This is a genomic window from Caldovatus aquaticus (genome assembly GCF_019458025.1).
Classification (GTDB): domain Bacteria; phylum Pseudomonadota; class Alphaproteobacteria; order Acetobacterales; family Acetobacteraceae; genus Caldovatus; species Caldovatus aquaticus.
On sequence record NZ_JAHZUY010000005.1, the window covers coordinates 91,051 to 112,018 of the forward strand.

Below are 20,968 nucleotides of genomic sequence, written 5' to 3' on the forward strand. Positions count from 1 at the left end.
GAGAGGTGGGGAATCTGCTCTACGCCCTGCACGTGCTGGGGGCGGTGCTCTGGGTGGGCGGCATGGCCTTCGCGATCCTCGCGCTCGCGCCCTCGCTCGCGGCGGTCGAGGCGCCGCAGCAGCGGCTGGCGCTGCTCTGCGGCGTGTTCCGGCGGTTCTTCCTCCTCGTCTGGCATGCCATGCCGGCGGTGCTGCTCAGCGGCTGGGCGCTGCTGTTCGTCTGGTATGGCGGGTTCCGCGGCGCGGGCTGGCATGTGCACCTGATGCACCTGACCGGCCTGGTGATGGGCGCGGTCTATCTGACGATCGCCCTCGGGCCGTGGCGCGAGATGCGCGCCGCGCTGGCGGCGGGCGAGACCGCGGCCGCCGCCGGCGCGGCCGGGCGCATCCGGCAGCTCGTGACGCTCAACCTCGCGCTCGGGCTGCTCACGGTGGCGGTGGCGGCATGGGGACGGTTCGGCGGATGACGCCCCCCCGCGCGCTGCCCGAGGACATCGAGATCATCGAGGACGCGGCGCCGGAATTCGAGGACGTGGCGGCGATCCAGCGCGGACTTCACGCCTTCAACCAGGAGATGGGCGGCCCCTACGACCGCGAGCCGGTGACGCTGCTGGTGCGCGACGCGGAGGGCAGGACCGTCGGCGGGCTGCTCGGCCTCACCTTCTGGGGCTGGCTGTTCATCGACTGGCTGTGGCTCGCGCGCGAGCGGCGGGGCCAGGGGATCGGCGCCGAGCTGCTGCGCCGCGCCGAGGCGATCGCGCGTGCGCGCGGCTGCACCAACGCCTACACCGACACCTTCAGCTTCCAGGCCCCCGGCTTCTGGGAGCGCTGCGGCTACGTGGAGTTCGGCCGGCTGGAGGGCATGCCGGCCGGGCACGCCCGGATCTGGTTCCGCAAGGCGCTGTAGCGGGCGGGGCGGCCGGCCGCACCCTCCCCGCTCGGCATGCCGCGCCCGTTCCGGGCGATCGCCCGCCGCGCGCTTCGTCGCTCGCGCGAGGGCGGGGCGCAGCATTCGTGCGGCAACGGGACGATGCGGTGCCGTGCTGCCGACCGCCGTTCCGGATGAACGCTCATGTCGGCGCCACGCCGGCCGAGGCCGGCCCCGCCTGTCGAAGCCGGGTCCGGCGCAGCGCACGCCACGCGACCGCCGCAAATGCGGCGAGCACGAGCGGAGACAGCATCCAACCACGGCTGCCGAACCACGCGGAGACCGCCGGCCAGAGCCACGCGAGCGCCGTGATGGGCCCAATCCGCCACCCCCAGTGCGCGAGAACCACCGCGACCGCGGCCCCGAGCGCAACGAGGTCGTAAGTATAGGCGTAGGGCGTCGCCAGGAACGCTAGCGGGACGCAGAGCGCCATGCGCAGCGCCGGGTCTGCATCCGGCATCCGCCATGCCCGGACGGCAAGGACCACGGCGCAGGCCGTCACGATCCCCTGCGTCGCGTGCGCTGCCTCCAGACCAAAGCCGAGCGAGCGCGCCATGAAGAACACGCTCACGCCGTTGACCAGGTGCCCGCTCGGCCAGGGGGCCTCCATCACCGCCATCATCAAGGGGCGGGTGCGAATCCAGAACAGCGTCCAGACCTGGGGGCCGAAGGCAACCGTCGCCGCGGCGGCGAGCGCGATCGCGACGGCCCCGGCCACCATGAACGCGCGCCAGGCGCGGCCCGCGAGGTAGACCACCGGCAGCAGCAGCCCGAGCTGCGGCTTGAGCGTGAGCAGGCCGGCGCCGATCCCCGCAGCGACCGGCCGCGCCTGCGGCAGCAGCAGGGCGGCGCAAAGCAGCGCGGCGGTCAGCGCCCCGTTCTGCCCAAAGACGATGTTCTGCACCATCGCCGGGCTCAGCGTCGCCACGGCGGCGACGGCGGGCGAAAGCCCCGCGCGCCAGAGCACGACGAACAGCACGACGGCCGTGCCCGCCGTCCACAACAGATAGGCCGGGATCACAGGCAGCAGCGAGAACGGGACGCCGAGGAACAGCATCGCCGGCGGGTAGCTCCACTCGCTGTCCTCGTAGCGGGGGGAGAAGGCCGTTCGCAGCCAAGCACGGTAGGATTCCTCGTCGAACAGCGCGACGAGGTTTCCGGCGCGTGCGAGCACGCCACCGGCCCAGAGGTTCGCGAAGTCCACGACGGGAAGCTTCCGCGTGACGACCGAGATGCCGTCAGCCTCGACCGAGGACCATATCCTGGCCAGCAGAACCAATCCTGGCGCCAGAGCGGCACCGAGGAAAACGAGAGTGATGAGGCGACGGGACAAGGCGTGATCTGCGGGCATGGCCGGCGAGATTGCCGGCCGGACCAGCACGCGCCTAGCCCCTCCCGCGCATCGCCCGCGCGCCGGCGCGCATCCCGCCCCCGTCCTCGATCACGCGTGGCAGCATCGCGAACCCCTCACCCGCGCACGCCCCAGCCCCTTCGCTGCCGCGCGCTGGTCCTCGGGCTGGCAGTCTGCCGGCCGGGATCGCCGCCCTGATCGAATCAACGGCGCATCACTCTGCCGCGCCGCACTCTGGCGCGCGCGCAAGGCCGCACATCCGGCACAGGCGCCGCCTTCACCCGAGGTTCCCCGGTTTCGCCACCACCTGGGACAGCGTCACCTCCCGGTGCCAGATGTAGAGGCCGGAGCCGATCAGCACGGCGATCCCGGCCGCGTCCCACGGATCGGGCAGCTCGCCCCAGAGCACGGCGCCCATCGCCACCGTCCAGACGATGGCGGAGTACTCGAAGGGCGCGAGCAGCGTGCTCTCGCCGGTGCGGTAGGCGTTGGTCATCATCACCTGCGCCAGCGCCGAGACCAGGCCGACGCCGGCTAGCAGCAGCCATTGCCCGGGCGTCGGCCACACCCAGACCGGGATCGCCGCCACCGCCGCGGCCAGCGAGGACCCGATCGCGAACCACAGCACGATCGTCACCCCCTGCTCGCCCGCCTCGCCCATGCGCCGGATGGTGATCATGGCGAGCGCCCAGCCCACCGCGCCGAGCAGCACCGCGCCGGCCGCGAACAGGTCGAGCGACGCCGCGCCTTCCGCGCCGGGCCGCACGATCAGCAGCACGCCGAGGAAGCCCACCGCCACCGCCGCGCTGCGCCGCCACCCGACCCGCTCGCCGAGCAGCGGCACGGACAGCATGGCGAGGAACAGCGGCATGGTGAAGCCGAGCGCCGAGACCACCGCGAAGGGGAGGTGCGCGAGGCCGTAGAAGCTGCCGAACATGCCGAGCAGCCCGAACAGGGTGCGCGCCGCATGGCTCAGCGGATGGGAGGTGCGCAGCGCGGCGAGGCCGCCATGACGGAGCATCAGCGGCAGCAGGGCCGGGATCGCGAAGGCGTTGCGGAAGAACACCACCTCGGCGAGCGGCACCGTCCCGCCGAGCGCCTTCACGCAGGCCCCGGCGAGCGAGAAGGCGGCGGCCGCGGCGAGCACGAGCAGGATCGCGCGGGCGCGGGCCCGGCGCAGAACCTCGGGCACGAGGGCACCGGGCGGGCGCGGAGGGGACGGGGAGGCGGACATGGACGGGCGCTGCCGCCGAGGCTACGGTCGGCGCCGCATGAAGGCCAGACACCCGAAGGCGCCCCCCCTTCCCGCCTATCCCGGGCTGCGCGTCGTCTCCGACGAGATCGTCTGGAACGGCCGCTTCCCGCTGCAGCTCGTGCGCTTCCACCATCGCCGCTTCGACGGGCGCGAGAGCGGCCTGCGCACCTGGGAGCTGTGGCGCCGCGGCCCCGCCGTCGCCGTGCTGCCCTACGACCCCGGCGCGGACCGCGTGGCGCTGATCGAGCAGTTCCGCCTGCCCGCCCTCGCTGCCGGGCTCGACCCGGTGATGACCGAGTGCGCCGCGGGCTTCGTGGACCCGGGCGAGACGCCGGAGGCGGCGGCGCGGCGCGAGGCGATGGAGGAGACGGGCCTCGCCCCGGCGCGCCTCGAGCGCATGGGCCGCTGGATCCTGAGCCAGGGCGGCTGCGACGAGACCATCACCTGCTTCTGCGCCTGCCTGCCGCTGCCCGAGCCGGGCGCCGCGGCGCATCACGGCCTGACAGAGGAACACGAGGACATCCGGCTCAAGATCCTGGCCGCCGAGGAGGCCTTCGCCATGCTCGACGACAACCGCATCGCCAACGCCACGGCGGCGCTGGCGCTGTTCTGGCTGCGCACCCACCGCGACCGGCTGCGCCGCGAATGGGCATGAGGACGATGGCGACCGAGGCGATCTTCCGCGCCGATCCCCGCGCGCGCGCGTGCGCCGCCCGCGTGCTCGCCGCGGGGCCGGAGGGCGTGGTGCTCGACCGCACCGTGTTCTATGCGCAGGGCGGCGGGCAGCCCGGCGATGTCGGCGTGCTGCGCTGGGACGGCGGCGAGATGGCCGTGGCCAACGCCGTGAAGGGGCCGGAGGAGACGATCCTGCACCTGCCGGCGCCCGGCGCCCTCCTGCCGCCGGTCGGCGCCGAGGTGACGGCCGCGATCGACTGGGCGCGGCGGCACCGGCTGATGCGCATGCACACGACGCTGCACCTGCTCTGCAGCCTGATCCCGGGCGCCGGCGTGACCGGGGGGCAGGTCGGCCCGGACCGCTCGCGGCTCGACTTCGACCTGCCCGACCCCCCGGCGAAGGAGTGGCTCACCGAGCGCCTGAACGCGCTGATCGCCGCCGACCATCCGGTCGGCGAGCGGTGGATCGAGGAGGCGGAGCTGGATGCGAACCCGGGCCTCGTGCGCACGCTCTCGGTCAAGCCGCCGCGGGGGACGGGACGGGTGCGGCTGGTGCGGATCGGGCCGGAGGCGGCGCCGGTGGACCTGCAGCCCTGCGGCGGGACGCATGTGCGCTCCACCGCCGAGATCGGCCGGGTCGAGGTGACGAAGCTGGAGAGCAAGGGCCGGCAGAACCGCCGCGTCTATGTCGTGCTGGCCGGGGAGGGATGAGGGCGATGGAGGATCTCGTCTCGACGGCGTGGCTGGCGACAGAGCTGGGCAGGCCCGACCTGGTGGTGTTCGACTGCACCAAGTACCTGCCGAACGAGCCGCTCGACGGCCAGGCGGAGTTCCTCCGGGCCCACATCCCGGGGGCGCGCTACTTCGACATCGACCTGTTCGCCGATCCCGACACCGACCTGCCGCACATGGTCCCGACGCCGGGGCGCTTCGCGCGGCTCGCCGGCGCCGCCGGGATCGCGAACGCCTCGCGCGTCGTGTTCTACGACCAGAAGGGCCTCGCCAGCGCCGCGCGCGGCTGGTGGCTGATGCGGCTGTTCGGCCACGAGCGGGTGGCGGTGCTCGACGGCGGCCTGCCGAAGTGGCGCGCCGAGGGCCGCCCGGTCGAGAGCGGCGAGCCCGCGCCGCCGCGGCCTGCGGCCTTCGTGCCCGATTTCCGCGCCGACCGGCTCGCCGGCATCGGCGACGTCAAGCGCGTGGTGCGCGAGGGCGGCGCGGTGATCCTGGATGCGCGGGCGAAGGGGCGCTTCGACGGCACGGCGCCGGAGATCCGCCCCGGCGTCGCCTCCGGCCACATGCCGGGCGCGCGCAACCTGCCCTACACCGAGCTGCTCAACCCGGACCAGACGATGAAGGACCCGGCGGCGCTGCGCGCGCTCTTCGCCGCGCGCGGCGTGGACGGGACCGCGCCGGTGATCACCTCCTGCGGCTCCGGCGTCACCGCCTGCATCCTGACGCTCGGCTTGGTGCGCGCGGGGCTGCCGGAGGGCGCGGTGTACGACGGCTCCTGGACCGAGTGGGGCAGCCGCCCCGAGACCCCGAAGGCGACGAACCCCTGATGCCCGACGACAGCGCCCGGACCGGCCGGCGGCCCGCCGAGGGCGGCCACGGCTTCGCCACCCGCATGTCGCATGCCGGCCGCGCCGGCACGCGCGTGCACGGCTTCGTCAACCCGGCGGTGCACCGCGGCTCCACCGTGCTCGCGCCGAGCTGCGCGGCGCGGCGGGAGTTCGCGAAGCGCCGCTTCGACCAGTTCCTCACCTACGGCACCCAGGGCGGCCCGACGCACTATGCGCTCGAGGACGTCGTCGCCGAGATCGAGGGCGGCACGCGCTCGCTGATCGTGAGCACCGGGCTTGCCGCCATCGCCGTGCCGCTGCTCGCCTATCTCAAGGCCGGCGACCACTGCCTGATGCCGGACAGCGTGTACGGGCCGGCGCGCGCCCTCGCCGACGGGCTGATGCGGGGCTGGGACATCGAGACCACCTTCTACGACCCGACGGTGGACGAAGCGGGGATGCGCGCGCTGATCCGCCCCAACACCCGCGTCGTCTACGTGGAAAGCCCGGGCAGCCACACCTTCGAGGTGCAGGACGTCCCGGCCATCGCCCGCGCCGCGCACGCCGCCGGGGCGAAGGTGCTGATGGACAACACCTGGGGCATCCACCACTTCCGGCCCTTCGCGCACGGCGTGGACGTCTCGATCCAGGCGCTCACGAAGTACGTCGGCGGGCACTCGGACCTCCTGCTCGGCGCGGTCACGGTCAACAGCGAGGAGGACTGGCGCGCGGTGCGCGGCGCCGCCTCGCAGCTCGGCCAGTATGCCTCTCCGGACGACGTGTGGCTGGCGCTGCGCGGCGTGCGGACCCTGGCGGTCAGGCTGAAGCAGCAGGAGCGGAGCGGGCTCGAGGTGGCGCGCTGGTTCGAATCCCGGCCCGAGGTGCTGCGCGTGCTGCACCCCGCGCTCCCCTCCCACCCGCAGCACGCGCTGTTCAAGCGCGACTTCACCGGCGCCTGCAGCCTGTTCGGCGTGGTGTTCCAGCCGCGCTACAGCGAGGCCGACCTGTGCCGCATGATCGACGGCCTCGCGCTGTTCGGCATCGGCGCGAGCTGGGGCGGGTTCGAGAGCCTCGCGATCCCGACCACCGGCTCCATCACGCGCACGGCAACGAGCGCCGATCTCGGCGGCCCCGCGGCCCGCTTCCACATCGGCCTCGAGGACCCGGCGGACCTGATCGCCGATCTCGAGCGCGGGCTTGCGCTTCTCGAGGCGCGCTGAGTGCGCCCCGCGCTTCCCGCCGGCGCCTGGCCGATCCTGCTCGGCGCGGCGCTGATGATGAGCCTCGCGATGGGGCTGCGGCAGAGCCTCGGCCTGTTCATGCCGCCCGCGGTGCGCGATCTCGGCATCGCGGTCAGCGAGTTCACGCTGGCGATCGCGGTGCAGAACCTGGTGTGGGGCTTCGGGCAGCCGGTCGCCGGCGCGCTCGCGCAGCGCCACGGCTTCCGCCCGGTGCTGCTCGCCGGCGGCGCGTTCTACGCCGCGGGCTTCGTCGTGCTGGCGCGCGCCGGCGGGACGGCGGCGGTGATGACCGGCGCGGGCGTGCTGATCGGCCTCGCCCTCGCCTGCACCGCCGCGGCGATGGGCATGGCGGTGGCGGCGCGGGCCGTGCCGGCGGCGGTGCGCAGCACGGTGCTCGGGCTCGTCTCGGCGGCGGGGTCGCTCGGCGCGCTGTTCTCGGCGCCGATCGGGCAGGCGCTGTCCGACGCCTTCGGCTGGCGCGCCGGGGTGCTGGGCTTCGCGGCGCTGGCGCTGCTCATGCTGCCCGCGGCCTGGGCCGCCGGGCGGGTGGACCGGATGCCGGTGCAGCGCCTGGCGGGCGAGGCCGGCAGCGCGGGCGACGCGCTGCGCCTCGCCCTGCGGCACGGACCGTTCGCGGTGATGGCGGGGGCCTACTTCATCTGCGGGCTGCAGCTCGTCTTCCTGACGACGCACCTGCCCTCCTACCTCGTGCTCTGCGGCATGGACCCGATGCTCGGGGCGCAGGCGCTGGCGGCGATCGGCGGCTTCAACGTGCTCGGCAGCCTGTTCTTCGGCTGGGCCGGCGGGCGCTGGTCCAAGCCCGGGCTGCTCGGCGGGATCTATCTCGCGCGCTCGCTGGTGCTCGCCTGGTACTTCGCGACGCCGCCGACGCCGGGCTCCACGCTCGTCTTCGCGGCGGTGATGGGCTTCCTGTGGCTCGGCGTGGCGCCGCTGATCGCGGGCGCGGTGGTCGAGATGTTCGGGCTGCGCTGGCAGGCGATGATCCAGGGCGTGGCCTTCACCAGCCACCAGCTCGGCAGCTTCCTCGGCGCCTTCGGCGGCGGGCTGCTGTTCGATGCGCTCGGGTCCTACGACCTCGCCTGGAGGCTCGGGGTCGGCATGGGGATCGTGGCGGGGACCGCGCAGATCCTGGGGGCGTTCCCGCCGCGCTGGCCGGGGGCGCGGCGCGCCGCGCCAGGCTGAGCCCGGGCGCGGCGCGGAGACGGCCTCGCGCTCAGGCGGCGCCGGCGCAGGCGGGGCAGCGCCCCTCGATCTCGACCGTCGCGCGCAGGGCCGTGAAGCCGGCCCGGGAGGCCGCCGCGGCGACGGCGCGGGCCACGGCGTCGTCGGTCAGCTCGTGCGTTGCGCCGCAGCCGCGGCAGATCAGGAACTGGTGCGGGTGGTCGTGGGCGCCGTCGCAGGCGCAGTCGGCGGGGTGGCCCTCGGCCTCGCGGCAGCCGACGAAGGCGTTCAGGCGCTCCACCTTGTGGATCAGCCCCTGCTCCAGCAGGAAATCGAGCGCGCGATAGACGGTCGGCGGCGCCGCGCCGGGACGCTCGGCCTTCAGCCGGTCGAGCAGCGCGTAGGCGCCGACCGGCTGGCGGGCCTCCAGCACGAGGCGCAGCACCTGGCGGCGCAGCTCGGTCAACTGGGTGCCGCGCCGGGCGCAGGCCGCTGCGGCCCGGTCCAGCGCCGCCTCCACGGCCGCCCCCGTCGCCGCTCCGCCCAGGCCGCCCCTGTCCATCCCGCGAGGTCCTCCGCGATCGTCCGTCGCGGCAGTATATAGGGGCATGAGCGAAATCGCGCCCGTCGCCGATGCGACCGCCCGCGCCCGGCTGCTCGATGCCGTGCGCTTCGACGCCCGCGGCCTCGTCCCCGTCGTGGCCCAGCAGCACGACACGGGGGAGGTGCTGATGCTGGCCTGGATGAACCGCGCCGCCCTCGCCGAGACGCTGGCGACGGGCCGCGTGACCTACTACTCGCGCTCGCGCGACGCGCTGTGGCGCAAGGGCGAGACCAGCGGGCAGGTCCAGCGCCTGGTGGACCTGCGGCTCGACTGCGACGGCGACGCCCTGCTCGCGCTGGTGGACCAGCAGGGGGTCGCCTGCCACACCGGGCGGCGGAGCTGCTTCTCCTGGGCGCTGCGCGAGGGCGCCGTGCGGTCGGTCGCCGAACCCCTGGTTGATCCGAAGACACTCTACGACCGGTGACACGGACGGCCGCAGGCGGCGGGGCCGGCGCGGAACGGCGCGCGGCCTGCGGGCCTTTCATCGGCTCCCCTCCCTCCCTATGCATCGGCCCATGACGAGCACCGCCTCCGCCCCCCTCCGATTCGAGCTGCTGCGCGGCGCGGCGCTCACGCCCTGGCTCGGCCAGGCGGCGCGGCTGCGGATCGCGGTGTTCCGCGAATGGCCCTATCTCTATGACGGGGACGAGGAGTACGAGCGCCGCTACCTCGCCACCTACGCGGCGAGCCCGGGGGCGGCGATGGTCCTCGCCATCGCGCCGGGCGAGGAGGTGGTCGGCGTCTCCACCTGCCAGCCGATGACCGAGGCCGCTGAGCCGGTGCGCACGGCCTTCGAGCGGCGCGGCCTGGACCCGCGGCGCTTCTGCTACTTCGGCGAGTCGGTGCTGCTGCCCGCCTGGCGCGGGCGCGGCGCCGGCGTGCGCTTCTTCGAGATGCGCGAGGCCTATGCGCGGGACACGCTCGGCCTCGACTACGCCGCCTTCTGCGCGGTGCAGCGCGACCCGGACGACCCGCGCCGGCCGAAGGACTACGTGCCGCTCGACGCCTTCTGGCGCCGGCGAGGCTACACCTTCTATCCCGACCTGCGCTGCGTCTTCCACTGGCGCGAGATCGGGCAGACGGAGGAGACGCCGCACGAGCTCGCCTTCTGGATCAAGCCGCTGGCCGAGGGGGTGCCCCTGCCGTGACCGCCGCTCCGCTGCGCCTCGGCCTGCTGCAGTACCCGATCGAGCGGCCGGCGAGCGTCGGCGCCTGGGCGGCGAAGCTCGACCGCTGGCTGGCCGCGGGCCGCGCCGGGGGGGCGGGGCTGCTGGTGCTGCCCGAATACGCCTGCGTCGAGCTGGGCGCGTCCCTCTCCGGCCGGGACGTGCCCGACGAGGCGGCCGAGCTCGCGGCGACGGTCGCGGCCGCGGAGGAGATCCTCGACGCGATGCGGGAGGCGGCGCGCCGCCACGCCGTCTGGCTGCTGCCCGGCTCGCTGCCGGTGCGCGACGGACGCTCCGGCCGCATCGTCAACCGGGCGCCGCTGATCACGCCGGACGGGCGCCTCGCGCACCAGGAGAAGCGCATGATGACGCGCTTCGAAGCCGAGCGCTGGGGCGTCTCCCCCGGCGCCTGCCCGGCGGTGTTCGAGACGCCGTGGGGGCTGGTCGGCGTCTCGATCTGCTACGACGTGGAGTTCCCGAAGCACGTCCGCACCCAGGTCGAGGCGGGCGCCTGGCTCATCCTCGCCCCGAGCTGCACGGACTCGATGCACGGCTTCAACCGCGTGCGGCTCGCCGCGCAGGCGCGCGCGCTGGAGAACCAGTGCTACGTCGCGATCGCGCCGACGGTGGGCGAGGCGCCGTGGTCGGCGGCGCTCGACCGCAACCGCGGCTTCGCCGCGGTGTTCGGCCCGGTGGACCGCGGCTTCCCGGAGGACGGGGTGCTGGCGCGCGGGCCGCTCGACATGCCGGGCTGGGTGTTCTGCGACCTCGACCCGGCGCGGCTCGAGGAGGCGCGCGAGCACGGGGCGGTGCGCAACCACCGCGACTGGCCGCACGAGCACTACGCGGCGCCCCCGCGCGCCGCGTTCCGATGAGCCTCGTCTACCTGGTCGCCGGCGAGGCTTCGGGCGACGCGCTGGGGGCGCGGCTGATCGCGGCGCTGCGCGCGCGGCGGCCCGACCTCGCCTTCGCCGGCATCGGCGGGGAGCGCATGGCGGCGCAAGGCGTCGCCTCGCTGTTCCCGATGCGCGAGCTGGCGCTGATGGGGCTCCTCGAGGTGCTGCCGAACCTGCGCCGACTCGCGCGCCGGCTGCGCGAGGCGGCGGCGGACATCGCGGCGCGCCGGCCGGCGGTGGTGGTGACGATCGACTCGCCCGGCTTCGCGATGCGCCTCGCCGCGCGGGTGAAGCCGCTCGGCATCCCGCTGGTGCACTACGTCGCGCCGCAGGTCTGGGCCTGGCGCCCGGGCCGCGTGGCCCAGATCCGCGAGCGGGTGGACCGTATCCTCGCGCTGCTGCCGTTCGAGCTGCCGTTCTTCGAGGCCGCCAGCATCCCGGTGACCTTCGTCGGCCATCCGGTGCTGGAGAGCGGCGCCGATGCCGGCGACGCCGCCCGCTTCCGCGCCCGGCACGGGATCGCGCCGGAGGAGCGCGTGGTGGTGGCGATGCCGGGCAGCCGGCGGATGGAGGCGGCCCGGCTGCTGCCGGTGTTCGGCGAGGCGCTCCGCCTCGCCGCCCGGCGGGCGCCGGGGCTGCGCCCGGTGGTGCCGGTGGCGGGCGTGGTGGAGGGCATGGTGCGCGCCGCCGCGGCCGCCTGGCCGGTGGCGCCGGTGCTGGTCGCGACGCCGGAGGACAAGCACGACGCTTTCGCCGCCGCCGCGGCGGGGCTGATCAAGAGCGGCACCTCCTCGCTGGAGATGGCGGTGGCAGGGGTGCCGCACGTGGTGGCCTACCGCGTCAACCCGGTGACGGCGGCGATCGTGCGGCGGCTGGTGCGGGTGCCGTATGCGTCGCTGGTGAATCTGCTGAACGAGGCGCCGGTCGTCACCGAGCACCTGCAGGAGGATTGCACGCCGCCGGCGCTGGCGGAGAGCCTGGTGCGGCTGCTGCGCGATCCGGCAGCGGCGGCGGCGCAGCGCGCGGGCTTCGCCGCGGCGCTCGCGCGGTTGCGCCCGCCGCAGGGCCGGCCGAGCGAGGCGGCGGCGGCGGCGGTGCTCGAGGCGATGGCGCGGCGGGAGGCGGCGGCATGACGCGGCCGGAGGAGGCGGCGGCGCGGGCGGAGATCGTGCGGCTCGCCCGGGCGCTCGACGCGGCGGGGATGATGCCGTCGAAGTCGGGCAACCTCTCCTGCCGCACCGGCGACGGCGGGATGCTGATCACCCCCTCCGGCCTGCCCTATGCGGCGATGCGGCCGGAGGATCTGGTGCGGCTCGGGCCGGACGGGCAGGTGCGGGCGGGCGGACGGCCCTCCTCGGAGTGGCGGCTGCACCAGGCGATCTACCGCGCCCGGCCGGAGGTCGCGGCGGTGGTGCACACGCACAGCCCGAAGGCCACCGCGCTGTCCTGCGCGCGGCGCGGCATCCCGGCCTTCCACTACATGGTCGCCCTGGCCGGCGGGAGCGACATCCGCTGCGGCGACTACGCCACCTTCGGCACGGCGGCGCTGGCCGAGGCGACGCTGCGCGCGCTGGAGGGACGGCGCGCGGCGCTGCTCGCCAACCACGGGGTGGTGGCGGTCGGGGCGAGTCTCGCCGCCGCCTACACCCTGGCGCTCGAGGTCGAGAACCTGGCGGGGCAGTATCTCGCGCTGCTCGCCGCGGGGCTCGCGCCCGTCCTGCTGGACGAGGCGGAGATGGCGCGGGTGCTGGAGCGGTTCGCGGACTACAAGCGGCTCGGCTAGGGCCGTTTCCGCCCGGCCGTGCCCGCGGCGGCGGCCCTGGCGCGTTGCCTGTCGCGCCGATCCCCGCTTCCGGCTGCTTCCCGCCGTCCGCGATCGGCGCTAGGGCGGGCCGAGCAGGCCCGAGGCTTCCGCCTTCGCCCGGCTCGCCGCGATCGCCTCCAGCACCCGGAGCCCCGCTTCGAGCGCCCGCCGTCCCGCCGCCCCGTCCACGACGACCGGCGCGCCGTCGAGGCAGCTCGCGACGAAGGCGCGCAGCTCGGCCTCCAGCGAGTCGTGGTCCTGCCAGGTGTGCGTCTCGATGCCGAATTCCGGCATCGCCGGGATCGCCTCCCCGGCGCCCCTGCGGACCACGTGCAGGCTGCGGGCGAGGAAGTCGGCGTTCAGGTAGCCGCGCGTGCCGAACACCCGCAGCTTGCGCTCCATGCGCAGGCTCACCCGGCTCGCCGTGATCGTCGCCGCCGCGCCGTCGGCGAAGCGCAGCCGGGCGTTGGCGATGTCGGTGTGCGGGGACACCACCGGCGCGCCGATCGCGTCCACCGATTCGAGCGCGCTCCCGACCAGGACCAGCGCCAGGTCGAGGTCGTGGATCATCAGGTCGAGGACGACCGGGATGTCGAGACTGCGCGGGCGGAACGGCGCGATGCGGACCGCCTCCAGGTAGAGCGGGCGGCCGATCCATTCGCGCAGCACGCCGCCCCCGCCGCCGGGGTCGGCGCCGCAGAGCCACTGCAGCGCGGCCGAGAACCGTTCCAGATGGCCGACCTGCAGCACCAGGCCCCGCGCGCGCGCCAGGGCGATCAGTGCGTCGGCCTCCGCTACGGTGGCGGCGATCGGCTTCTCCACCAGCACGTGCCGGCCGGCGGCGAGGGCGCTGCCGGCAAGCTCGGCGTGGAACCGCGTCGGTGCCGCCACGACCAGCGCGTCGGAGGCGGCGATCAGCGCCGCGGCGGATTCCAGGGCTGGCGCGCCGGTCTCGGCCGCGACCGCGGCGGCGCGCGCCGGGTTCGTGTCGAACACGCCGGAAAGCCGCGCGCGCGGCACCGCGGAGGCGAGCTTGAGCGCATGGAAGCGGCCGAAATGGCCCACGCCGAGCACGCCGACGGAGAGCATCCCCATGCCGGCCGATCCCTCGATGAGGGGGCCTTCCTAGCAGCCCGGGCGCCAGGGTTGCATCCCCCCGGCCCGGCTGCCAGATAGCCGCCTGGCCGCCAAGAGCCCGGGGAGTCGCTTCGCCCGATGATGCATTTCGCGCGCTGGAAGACCGCCGCGATCCTGGCCGTCCTGGTCCTCGGCGTGCTGCTCTGCGTGCCGAACCTGATCCCGCGCGCGGCCTTCCCCGACTGGCTCCCGGCGCGCCAGATCCACCTCGGCCTCGACCTGCGGGGCGGGTCCTACCTGCTGCTCGAGGTGGATACGAGCGCGATCGTGCGCGAGCGGCTGGCCGCGCTGGAGGACGCGGTGCGCACCGGCGCGGCGCGCGCCAGCCCGCGCATCCTCTACACCGGGCTCGCCGCGAACGTCGCGGAGCGGCGCGTGACGGTGCGCCCCTCGGACCCGGCGCGCGCCCAGGACCTCGCCCGCATCCTGCGCGAGGCGGCGGTGCCGGTCCCGATCGGCGGCGGGGCGACGCAGCCCGACATCACCGTCGAGGTCCTGCCCGACGGCACCGTCGCGGCCACGCTCTCCGAGGCCGGCCTGCGCGCGCGGGCGGGCGCCGCCGTCGAGCAGTCGCTCGAGATCGTGCGCCGGCGCATCGACGAGAGCGGCCTCGTCGAGGCGCTCGTCGCCCGGCAGGGGGCGAACCGCATCCTGGTCCAGCTCCCCGGCGTCGAGGATCCGAACCGGATCAAGGAGCTGCTCGGCAGGACCGCGCGGATGACCTTCCACCTGCTGGACGAGAGCGCCGACCTCACGCGCCCGACGCCGCCGCCCGGGGTGCTGTTCCTGCCCGGCGAGCGCCCGGGCGAGCGCTACGCGGTGCGGCGGCAGGTCGCGGTGGACGGGGCGAACCTCACCGATGCGCGGCCGGCGCAGGATCCGCGCACCGGCGAATGGGTGGTCAATTTCCAGTTCGACAGCGTCGGCGCCCGCCGCTTCGCCGACGTCACGCGCCAGAACGTCGGCCGCCCCTTCGCCATCGTGCTCGACGACAAGGTGATCTCCGCTCCGGTGATCCGCGAGCCGATCACCGGCGGGCGCGGGCAGATCAGCGGCAACTTCAACGCCCGCACCGCGAACGACCTCGCGGTGCTGCTGCGCGCCGGCGCGCTGCCCGCGCCGCTGACGGTGGTGGAGGAGCGCACCGTCGGGCCGGAGCTCGGGGCGGACGCGATCCGCGCCGGCATCTACGCGATGGCGGCCGGGACGGCCTTCGTGTTCCTCTACATGGGGCTCGCCTACGGGCTGCTCGGCTGGTTCGCGAACGTCGCGCTGGTGTTCAACATCATCCTGATGATCGCGGTGCTGTCGCTGCTGGAGGCGACGCTGACACTGCCGGGCATCGCGGGCATCGTGCTCACCCTCGGCACCGCGCTCGACGCCAACATCCTGATCAACGAGCGCATCCGCGAGGAGGTGAAGAACGGCCGCACGCCGATCGCGGCGCTGGAGGCCGGGTTCACGAAGGCGTCGGGGACGATCACCGACTCGAACCTGACCAACCTGTTCGCGATGATCTGCCTCTACATCTTCGGCTCGGGGCCGGTGAAGGGCTTCGCGGTCACGGTCGGGATCGGCACGATCATCCAGATGTGGACCGCGACCACGCTGGTCCGGCTGATGGTGGCCCACTGGTACCGCCGGACGCGGCCGAAGGAGCTCCCGGTGATCGAGAAGCCCGGCGCCCCGCTGCTCGAGCGGCTGCGCCGGCCGATGTTCCGCCTCGTGCCCGACGTGACGAACATCCCCTTCATGCGCGGCGCGCGGGCCGGTCTCCTCGCCTCGGCGCTCCTCTCCACCGCCTCGGTCGTGCTCGCCTTCTATCCCGGGCTGGAGAAGGGGATCGACTTCAAGGGCGGCATCGAGATGGAGGTGCGCACGCCGCGGCCCGTGGACATCGGCGTGGTGCGGACCGCGACCGCCGGCCTCGGCCTCGGCGACGTGACCGTGCAGCAGTTCGGCGATCCCAGCACCTTCGCCCTGCGCCTCCCCGCCCAGGGCGACGAGGCCGGCACCCAGCGCGCCGTGAGCGCGGTGCGCGACGCGCTCGAGCGGGCGGTGCCGGGCACCCGCATCCTGCGCACCGAGGCGGTGGGCAACCGCGTCTCCGGCGAGCTGTTCCGCGGCGGGCTGATCGCGCTCGGCCTCAGCATGCTGGTGATGCTGGTCTACATCTGGTTCCGCTTCGAATGGCAGTTCGGAATCGCCGCGATCGCCACCCTGATCCTCGACACCACCAAGACGGTCGGCTTCATGGCACTGACCTCGCTGCTCGGCTTCGGCATCGAGTTCAACCTCACCACCGTGGCGGCGATCCTCACCGTGATCGGCTTCTCGGCCAACGACAAGGTGGTGGTGTTCGACCGGATGCGGGAGAACCTGCGCCGCTACAAGCAGATGCCGCTGCAGCAGCTGGTGGACCTCTCGATCAACGAGACGCTGAACCGCTCGCTCGGCACCTCGATGACGCTGCTGCTCTCGGCGGTGCCGCTCGCGCTGTTCGGCGGCGAGACGCTCTCGGGTTTCGCCTGGGTGATGCTGTTCGGCATCGTGGTCAGCGCCAGCTCGTCGGTGTTCATCGCCGCACCGATCGTGCTGTTCACCGGCCGGCAGGCGCTGCGGCCCGGCAGCGGCGGGAGCGGCGAGGCGGAGAAGGCGGCGACGGCGCGCGCCGCCAAGGCGTGACATGGCACGCGCGGCCGAGCCGCATCGGCCGCCGCCGCGGCAGGGTCGCCGCACGGTCCTCGGCGGCGGCGCGGCGGGCGCCGCCCTGCTGCTCGCCGCGCCGGCGCTCGCGGTCCGCCCGGTCGCCCTGACGCTGCTGGTCGGCGCCCGTCCAGGCAGCCCTGCGGACCGCTGGGCGCGCGGCTTCGCGCCCTTCCTCGAGCGCCACTGGCCGCGCAGCAGCGTCGCGCTGCGGAACCTGCCCGGCGAGGGCGGCCTCGCCGCCGCCCGCGCGCTGGCCGAGACGGTCCCGGCGGACGGACGGACCTTCGGCGTCGTCTCCACGCCGGCGCTGATCGCCCGCTGCATCGAGCGTGCCGAGGAGGCGCTGCTGGCGCGCCTCGATCTCGTCGCCGCGGTGGCCGAGGAGCCGGTGGTGCTGGTCGCGGGCGCGGCCGGCGCCGCCTCCGGCGACGCCGCGGCGGAACTCGCGGCGCTGCGCGCTCCGGAGGCGCACGGGCGGCTGCTCGGCACGCCGCCGCCGGGCGGGGCGGCGGAGCTGGCCGCGGCGATGCTCTCGGCGGGCGCCCTGCCGCTGCAGCGCCTCGCCTTCCCGAATGCGGCCGCGGCGCGCAGCGCGGCGATCGCCGGCAACGTCGCCGCGGCGCTGCTGCCGCTTCCGGATGCGATGGCGGCGCTGCGCGAGGGCAGGCTGCTCGGCATCGCCATCGCGCGCGCGCACCGCCATGCCTCGCTGGCCGAGGTTCCGACCTTCGCCGAGGCGGGCCTGCCGCCGCTCCGCCTCGCCAACCATCGCGGCCTCGCGGCGCCGCGCGGCACGCCGGAGGAGCGGCTGGCCGCGCTCGCGGCGGCGCTCGGCGCCCTGGTGGCGGATCCGGAATTCGTCGCCCAGGCCGAGGCGGACGGCTACGAGCCGCGGCTTCTCCCGAACGCCCGTTGGGCGGCGGCGATCGCCGAGCTGACCGCCACGCTGCGCCGGCGCTGGGACCAGGAGCCCTGGACCGCCCGCGAGGGCTGACCCGCCCCCCGCCGCGGCTCACCCGCCCGCGTAGCAGCGCCGGTAGAGGGCGACGATCTCCTCCGCATCGGGCACGCGCGGGTTGTTCGCCGGACTGCCGGAGGCGAGGGCCTGCTCGGCCATCCTCGGCAGCAATTCGTTCCACCGCGCCTCCTCGATGCCGTAGGCGCGCGGCGTCGGCACCTCGAGGTCGCGATTGAGCGCGCGCAGCTCCTCGAGCAGCTTCGCCGCCGCCGACTGGTCGCCCTCGGCGGCGGAGGCGACGCCCATCGCCCGCGCCGCCTCGGCGTAGCGCGGCAGCGCGGCCGGCAGCGAGTACTCGGTGACGACGGGCAGCAGCATGGCGTTGGAGAGGCCGTGCGGGACGTGGAAATGCGCCCCGATCGGGCGCGACATGCCGTGCACCAGCGCCACCGAGGCGTTCGAGAAGGCGAGGCCGGCGAGCGTGGCGCCGAGCATCATCGCCTCGCGCGCTCGGGCGTTGCCCGGTTCGCGATAGACGGCGCGCAGATGGGGCGCGATCAGGCGCATGGCGCGCAGCGCGTACTGGTCGGCCTCCGGGTTCGCGCGCCGCGAGACGAAGGCCTCCAGCGCATGGGTCAGGCTGTCGATGCCGGTGTCCGCGGTGGTGCGCGGCGGGACCGAGAAGGTGAGCTCGTAGTCCACGACGGCCGCGAGCGGCAGCGCGCCGAGGCCCGCGATCAGCATCTTCTCGTCGCGCCCGGTGTCGGTGATGACGGTGAAGCGCGTCACCTCGGAGCCGGTGCCGGCGGTGGTCGGCACGCAGATCACCGGCAGCGCGGCGCGGTTGGCCTGGGCCGGGACCTTGAACGCGCGGATGTGGGTCCCGGCGGGCGCGGCGGCGAGGATCGCCATCGCCTTTGCCGTGTCCATCGGGCTGCCCCCGCCGAAGCCGATCAGACAGTCGAAGTCGCCGGCGCGCAGCCTCGCCACCCCGGCCTCGACGACCGTGTCGGTCGGGTCGGAGACCGTCTCGGAGAACACGGCCGCCTGGATGCCGGCGGCGCGCAGCGGGGCGAGGAGGCGCTCGACCGTGCCGGAGGAGGCCATCCAGGGATCGGTCACGACCAGCGGGCGCGACAGGCCGAACTGGGCGAGCACCTCCGCCACCCGTGCGACGGCGCCGCCGCCGATCATCAGGAGGCGCGGCGAGACGAGCGAGACGACCATGGCGCGATCCTCCGGGCCGGGCTCAGGGATGCGCAGACTAGGGGCGCCGGCGGGCCGCCGCCACCCCCGGCGCCGCGGCGCGGGCGGGCCGCCGCGCCCCCTCCCCCGCGGCGGACGTCACTGCCGCCAGTCCGGCCCCTGGCCCTCGATCAGCCGCAGCGCCGCCTGCCAGACCCTCTCGCAATGGGCGAGATCGTCCAGCGCCTCGCACTGCGCCGCGGTGCGCTCGCACACCTCCGGCGGCGGCAGGATCAGCTCCGCCCCGCCGGCCATCGCCGCGAGCTGCGCCTGGCAGGCGCGCTCCAGGGTGTAGATCAGGCGGAAGGCCTCGGGGACGGTGCGCCCGCACACCAGCAGGCCGTGGTTGCGCAGGATCATCGCCCGGTGCGGGCCGAGATCGGCAACCAGCCGCTCCCGCTCGCCGAGCTCGAGCGCGACGCCCTCGTAGTCGTGATAGGCGAGCCGGCCGTGGAAGGCGAGCGCGTGCTGGCTGACCGGCAGCAGCCCGCGCTTCTGCGCCGAGACCGCGATGCCGGCGACGGTGTGGGTGTGGACGACGCAGATCGCGTCCTCGCGCGCCCCGTGCACCGCCGAGTGGATGGTGAAGCCCGCCGCGTTCACCGGGCGCGGGCCCGGATCGGGCTCCCGCACTCTCCCCTCCAGGTCGATCCGCACCAGGTCGGAGGCGCGCATCTCGTGGAACAGCACGCCGTAGCGGTTGAGGAGGAAGTGGCGCTCCGGCCCCGGCAGGCGCACGCTGATGTGGGTGTAGATCAGGTCGGTCATGCGGAAATGCGCGACCAGCCGGTAGAGGGCGGCGAGGTCGCAGCGGATGCGCCACTCCTCGGCGCCGGCGCCGCGCGGCGGGGCGGCGGGAGGGGATGCGGCCGGGGTGGCCATCGGCGGGGCTCCCTCGAGGGGCGCGATGGTCCCGCCACGGGCAGGGCGGCGTCAACATCGGAACCGGAACCCGCGGCCCCCCGCACGGCGCGGCCGGGCAACGGCGGCTTTCTTCCCCGCGATCGCGGCGGCGCCCGGCACCGCGCCACCCTCCCCGGCGGTGTCCGGGGCGGCCGCGATGACGGGGCGGACCGGGGGCACGATCCGCCCGCCCGGCCGGCCCGGCGACCTCTTGTGCGCCGCCGGCGCGGGCGGAATGCTCCCCGTCCTGCCGGCCCGGAGCCTCGCGCGCCGCCATGGCGAACCCTCCCCCGCCCTTCGCCCCGGACTTCAAGACCCGTCCCTACTGGTGGGAGGACGCGGCCCCCCCGAGCGCCGCGCCGCGCTGCCCGACCGGGCCGAGGTGGCGATCGTCGGCGGCGGCTATGCCGGCCTGTCGGCGGCGCTGACCCTGGGCCGCCTCGGCCATGCGCCGGTGGTGCTGGACGCGGAGCGCATCGGCTGGGAGGCGTCGTCGCGCAACGGGGGCATGGTCTCGGGCGGGCTCAAGGTCGCCGCCTCCGCGCTGGAGCGCCGGTTCGGGCCGGAGCGGGCGCGCCGCATCGCGCTCGCCGCCGCCGCGAGCTTCCCCTTCCTCGAGGCGACCATCGCGCGCGAGGGGATCGCCTGCGACTACGTCCGCTGCGGGCGGTTCACGCCGGCCTGGAGCCCGAGGCACTACGATGCGCTGGCGGCGCAGGTGGAGCGGATCGCCGCGATCACCGGGTTGCCCGCCGCGATGCTGCCGCGCGCGCGCCAGCGCGAGGCGCTCGGGAGCGACTTCTATCACGGCGGCATGCTGGTCGCCGCCACCGGCAGCCTGCATCCCGGCAAGTACGCGCGCGGCCTCGCGGACGCCGCCGGGCGCGCCGGGGCACGGCTGGTGGACCGGGTGCGCGTCGCCGCGATCCGCGAGGAGCGCGGCGGATTCCGCCTCGCCACCGACCGGGGGGAAATGCGCGCGGACGCCGTGCTGGTGGCGACCAACGGCTACGCGCGCGGGCTCGGCGGCGCCTCCGCCATGCCCTGGCTGGCGCGGCGCCTGGTGCCGCTGGCGAGCTACATCATCGCCACCGAGCCGCTCGGCGAGGGCGTGGTGGACCGGCTGTTCCCGGGGCGGCGCATGATCGTCGACACGCGGCGCATCCTGAACTACTTCCCCCCTCGCCCGACGGCACGCGCGTGCTCTGGGGCGGGCGCGCGCGCTTCCGAGGCTGGGACGCGGAGCGGACGGCGCCCGTGCTGCACGCGGCCATGGCCGAGGTGTTCCCCGAGCTAAAGGGCGCGAGGCTGACGCATGCTGGAACGGCAACGTCGCCTTCGACGGCATCCCGCAC

21 protein-coding genes are annotated in these 20,968 nt (G+C 75.1%); 15 read left to right on the plus strand and 6 right to left on the minus strand.

Translation table 11 applies throughout. The features are described 5' to 3' along the window. The first annotated feature begins 5 nt into the window (after window positions 1–5). Together K1J50_RS03940 and K1J50_RS03945 are read left to right on the plus strand one after the other, a co-directional pair. Window positions 6–467, plus strand: coding sequence for a CopD family protein (locus tag K1J50_RS03940; protein WP_369413517.1), 462 nt, complete (start codon window positions 6–8; stop codon window positions 465–467). Next, window positions 464–907: a GNAT family N-acetyltransferase gene (locus K1J50_RS03945; protein ID WP_220116133.1), complete on the plus strand. Its 444-nt coding sequence runs from the start codon at window positions 464–466 to the stop codon at window positions 905–907. Before K1J50_RS03940 ends, K1J50_RS03945 begins: the two co-directional genes overlap by 4 nt. Window positions 908–1,070: 163 nt before the next feature. On the opposite strand, the gene K1J50_RS03950 is transcribed toward K1J50_RS03945, so the two are convergent. Beyond that, complete coding sequence (locus K1J50_RS03950) at window positions 1,071–2,309, minus strand: glycosyltransferase family 87 protein (RefSeq protein WP_220116134.1); 1,239 nt, start codon at window positions 2,307–2,309, stop codon at window positions 1,071–1,073. 247 nt (window positions 2,310–2,556) lie between these two features. Beyond that, window positions 2,557–3,513: a DMT family transporter gene (locus tag K1J50_RS03955; RefSeq protein WP_220116135.1), complete on the minus strand. Its 957-nt coding sequence runs from the start codon at window positions 3,511–3,513 to the stop codon at window positions 2,557–2,559. Between the two features lie 37 nt (window positions 3,514–3,550). Here K1J50_RS03955 and K1J50_RS03960 point away from each other — a divergent pair, with 37 nt between their 5' ends. The 5 genes from K1J50_RS03960 to K1J50_RS03980 are packed head-to-tail and all read left to right on the plus strand — an operon-like array spanning window position 3,551 to window position 8,212. Next, window positions 3,551–4,189, plus strand: a complete 639-nt coding sequence (locus K1J50_RS03960) for an NUDIX domain-containing protein (RefSeq protein ID WP_220116136.1) — start codon at window positions 3,551–3,553, stop codon at window positions 4,187–4,189. Further along, window positions 4,186–4,920, plus strand: coding sequence for an alanyl-tRNA editing protein (locus tag K1J50_RS03965; RefSeq protein WP_220116137.1), 735 nt, complete (start codon window positions 4,186–4,188; stop codon window positions 4,918–4,920). The genes K1J50_RS03960 and K1J50_RS03965 overlap by 4 nt, the downstream gene beginning before the upstream one ends. 5 nt (window positions 4,921–4,925) lie before the next feature. After that, complete coding sequence (locus K1J50_RS03970) at window positions 4,926–5,768, plus strand: sulfurtransferase (RefSeq protein ID WP_220116138.1); 843 nt, start codon at window positions 4,926–4,928, stop codon at window positions 5,766–5,768. Continuing rightward, window positions 5,768–6,988: a cystathionine beta-lyase gene (metC, locus tag K1J50_RS03975; protein ID WP_220116139.1), complete on the plus strand. Its 1,221-nt coding sequence runs from the start codon at window positions 5,768–5,770 to the stop codon at window positions 6,986–6,988. The genes K1J50_RS03970 and metC overlap by 1 nt, the downstream gene beginning before the upstream one ends. Then, complete coding sequence (locus K1J50_RS03980; protein WP_220116140.1) at window positions 6,989–8,212, plus strand: MFS transporter; 1,224 nt, start codon at window positions 6,989–6,991, stop codon at window positions 8,210–8,212. It begins immediately after the preceding gene. Between the two features lie 31 nt (window positions 8,213–8,243). On the opposite strand, the gene K1J50_RS03985 is transcribed toward K1J50_RS03980, so the two are convergent. After that, window positions 8,244–8,753, minus strand: a complete 510-nt coding sequence (locus tag K1J50_RS03985) for a Fur family transcriptional regulator (protein WP_220116141.1) — start codon at window positions 8,751–8,753, stop codon at window positions 8,244–8,246. A gap of 46 nt (window positions 8,754–8,799) precedes the next feature. Here K1J50_RS03985 and hisI point away from each other — a divergent pair, with 46 nt between their 5' ends. The 5 genes from hisI (at window position 8,800) to K1J50_RS04010 (ending at window position 12,640) form a co-directional block, all read left to right on the plus strand. Next, a complete protein-coding gene (gene hisI / locus K1J50_RS03990; RefSeq protein WP_220116142.1) occupies window positions 8,800–9,219 on the plus strand; it encodes a phosphoribosyl-AMP cyclohydrolase in 420 nt (139 codons plus the stop codon). Window positions 9,220–9,310: 91 nt separating this feature from the next. Then, complete coding sequence (locus K1J50_RS03995) at window positions 9,311–9,943, plus strand: GNAT family N-acetyltransferase (RefSeq protein WP_255574896.1); 633 nt, start codon at window positions 9,311–9,313, stop codon at window positions 9,941–9,943. Next, window positions 9,940–10,836: a carbon-nitrogen hydrolase family protein gene (locus K1J50_RS04000; RefSeq protein WP_369413518.1), complete on the plus strand. Its 897-nt coding sequence runs from the start codon at window positions 9,940–9,942 to the stop codon at window positions 10,834–10,836. Before K1J50_RS03995 ends, K1J50_RS04000 begins: the two co-directional genes overlap by 4 nt. Next, a complete protein-coding gene (gene lpxB / locus K1J50_RS04005; protein ID WP_220116143.1) occupies window positions 10,833–11,990 on the plus strand; it encodes a lipid-A-disaccharide synthase in 1,158 nt (385 codons plus the stop codon). Before K1J50_RS04000 ends, lpxB begins: the two co-directional genes overlap by 4 nt. Beyond that, complete coding sequence (locus K1J50_RS04010; RefSeq protein WP_220116144.1) at window positions 11,987–12,640, plus strand: class II aldolase/adducin family protein; 654 nt, start codon at window positions 11,987–11,989, stop codon at window positions 12,638–12,640. The genes lpxB and K1J50_RS04010 overlap by 4 nt, the downstream gene beginning before the upstream one ends. 99 nt (window positions 12,641–12,739) lie before the next feature. Here the strand turns inward: K1J50_RS04010 and K1J50_RS04015 are convergent, their stop codons facing one another. Next, on the minus strand, window positions 12,740–13,756 hold the full coding sequence (locus tag K1J50_RS04015) for a Gfo/Idh/MocA family protein (protein ID WP_220116145.1): 1,017 nt from the start codon (window positions 13,754–13,756) through the stop codon (window positions 12,740–12,742). Window positions 13,757–13,876: 120 nt separating this feature from the next. Between K1J50_RS04015 and secD the strand changes: the two genes are divergently transcribed. Both secD and K1J50_RS04025 read left to right on the plus strand, forming a co-directional pair. Then, complete coding sequence (gene secD, locus K1J50_RS04020; protein WP_220116146.1) at window positions 13,877–16,483, plus strand: protein translocase subunit SecD; 2,607 nt, start codon at window positions 13,877–13,879, stop codon at window positions 16,481–16,483. A gap of 1 nt (window position 16,484) precedes the next feature. Further along, the gene (locus K1J50_RS04025) at window positions 16,485–17,501 is read left to right on the plus strand and encodes a tripartite tricarboxylate transporter substrate-binding protein (RefSeq protein WP_220116147.1); all 1,017 of its coding nucleotides are present in this window, start codon (window positions 16,485–16,487) and stop codon (window positions 17,499–17,501) included. 18 nt (window positions 17,502–17,519) lie between these two features. Here the strand turns inward: K1J50_RS04025 and K1J50_RS04030 are convergent, their stop codons facing one another. Next, a complete protein-coding gene (locus K1J50_RS04030) occupies window positions 17,520–18,692 on the minus strand; it encodes an iron-containing alcohol dehydrogenase (protein ID WP_220116148.1) in 1,173 nt (390 codons plus the stop codon). Window positions 18,693–18,809: 117 nt separating this feature from the next. Next, entirely contained in the window at window positions 18,810–19,592 is a 783-nt protein-coding gene (locus K1J50_RS04035) for a class II aldolase/adducin family protein (protein ID WP_220116149.1), read from the minus strand. A gap of 349 nt (window positions 19,593–19,941) precedes the next feature. Here K1J50_RS04035 and K1J50_RS04040 point away from each other — a divergent pair, with 349 nt between their 5' ends. Then, window positions 19,942–20,910, plus strand: coding sequence for an NAD(P)/FAD-dependent oxidoreductase (locus tag K1J50_RS04040; protein ID WP_369413519.1), 969 nt, complete (start codon window positions 19,942–19,944; stop codon window positions 20,908–20,910). Window positions 20,911–20,968: the final 58 nt, after the last annotated feature.

Bases quoted from the DNA above. Each gene is read 5' to 3' on its own strand.
- K1J50_RS03945 (WP_220116133.1), top strand. From the start codon at position 464: ATGACGCCCCCCCGCGCGCTGCCCGAGGACATCGAGATCATCGAGGAC.
- K1J50_RS03955 (WP_220116135.1), bottom strand. From the start codon at position 3,513: ATGTCCGCCTCCCCGTCCCCTCCGCGCCCGCCCGGTGCCCTCGTGCCC.
- K1J50_RS03960 (WP_220116136.1), top strand. From the start codon at position 3,551: ATGAAGGCCAGACACCCGAAGGCGCCCCCCCTTCCCGCCTATCCCGGG.
- K1J50_RS03965 (WP_220116137.1), top strand. From the start codon at position 4,186: ATGAGGACGATGGCGACCGAGGCGATCTTCCGCGCCGATCCCCGCGCG.
- K1J50_RS03970 (WP_220116138.1), top strand. From the start codon at position 4,926: ATGGAGGATCTCGTCTCGACGGCGTGGCTGGCGACAGAGCTGGGCAGG.
- metC (WP_220116139.1), top strand. From the start codon at position 5,768: ATGCCCGACGACAGCGCCCGGACCGGCCGGCGGCCCGCCGAGGGCGGC.
- K1J50_RS03985 (WP_220116141.1), bottom strand. From the start codon at position 8,753: ATGGACAGGGGCGGCCTGGGCGGAGCGGCGACGGGGGCGGCCGTGGAG.
- hisI (WP_220116142.1), top strand. From the start codon at position 8,800: ATGAGCGAAATCGCGCCCGTCGCCGATGCGACCGCCCGCGCCCGGCTG.
- K1J50_RS03995 (WP_255574896.1), top strand. From the start codon at position 9,311: ATGACGAGCACCGCCTCCGCCCCCCTCCGATTCGAGCTGCTGCGCGGC.
- lpxB (WP_220116143.1), top strand. From the start codon at position 10,833: ATGAGCCTCGTCTACCTGGTCGCCGGCGAGGCTTCGGGCGACGCGCTG.
- K1J50_RS04010 (WP_220116144.1), top strand. From the start codon at position 11,987: ATGACGCGGCCGGAGGAGGCGGCGGCGCGGGCGGAGATCGTGCGGCTC.
- K1J50_RS04015 (WP_220116145.1), bottom strand. From the start codon at position 13,756: ATGGGGATGCTCTCCGTCGGCGTGCTCGGCGTGGGCCATTTCGGCCGC.
- secD (WP_220116146.1), top strand. From the start codon at position 13,877: ATGATGCATTTCGCGCGCTGGAAGACCGCCGCGATCCTGGCCGTCCTG.
- K1J50_RS04025 (WP_220116147.1), top strand. From the start codon at position 16,485: ATGGCACGCGCGGCCGAGCCGCATCGGCCGCCGCCGCGGCAGGGTCGC.
- K1J50_RS04030 (WP_220116148.1), bottom strand. From the start codon at position 18,692: ATGGTCGTCTCGCTCGTCTCGCCGCGCCTCCTGATGATCGGCGGCGGC.
- K1J50_RS04035 (WP_220116149.1), bottom strand. From the start codon at position 19,592: ATGGCCACCCCGGCCGCATCCCCTCCCGCCGCCCCGCCGCGCGGCGCC.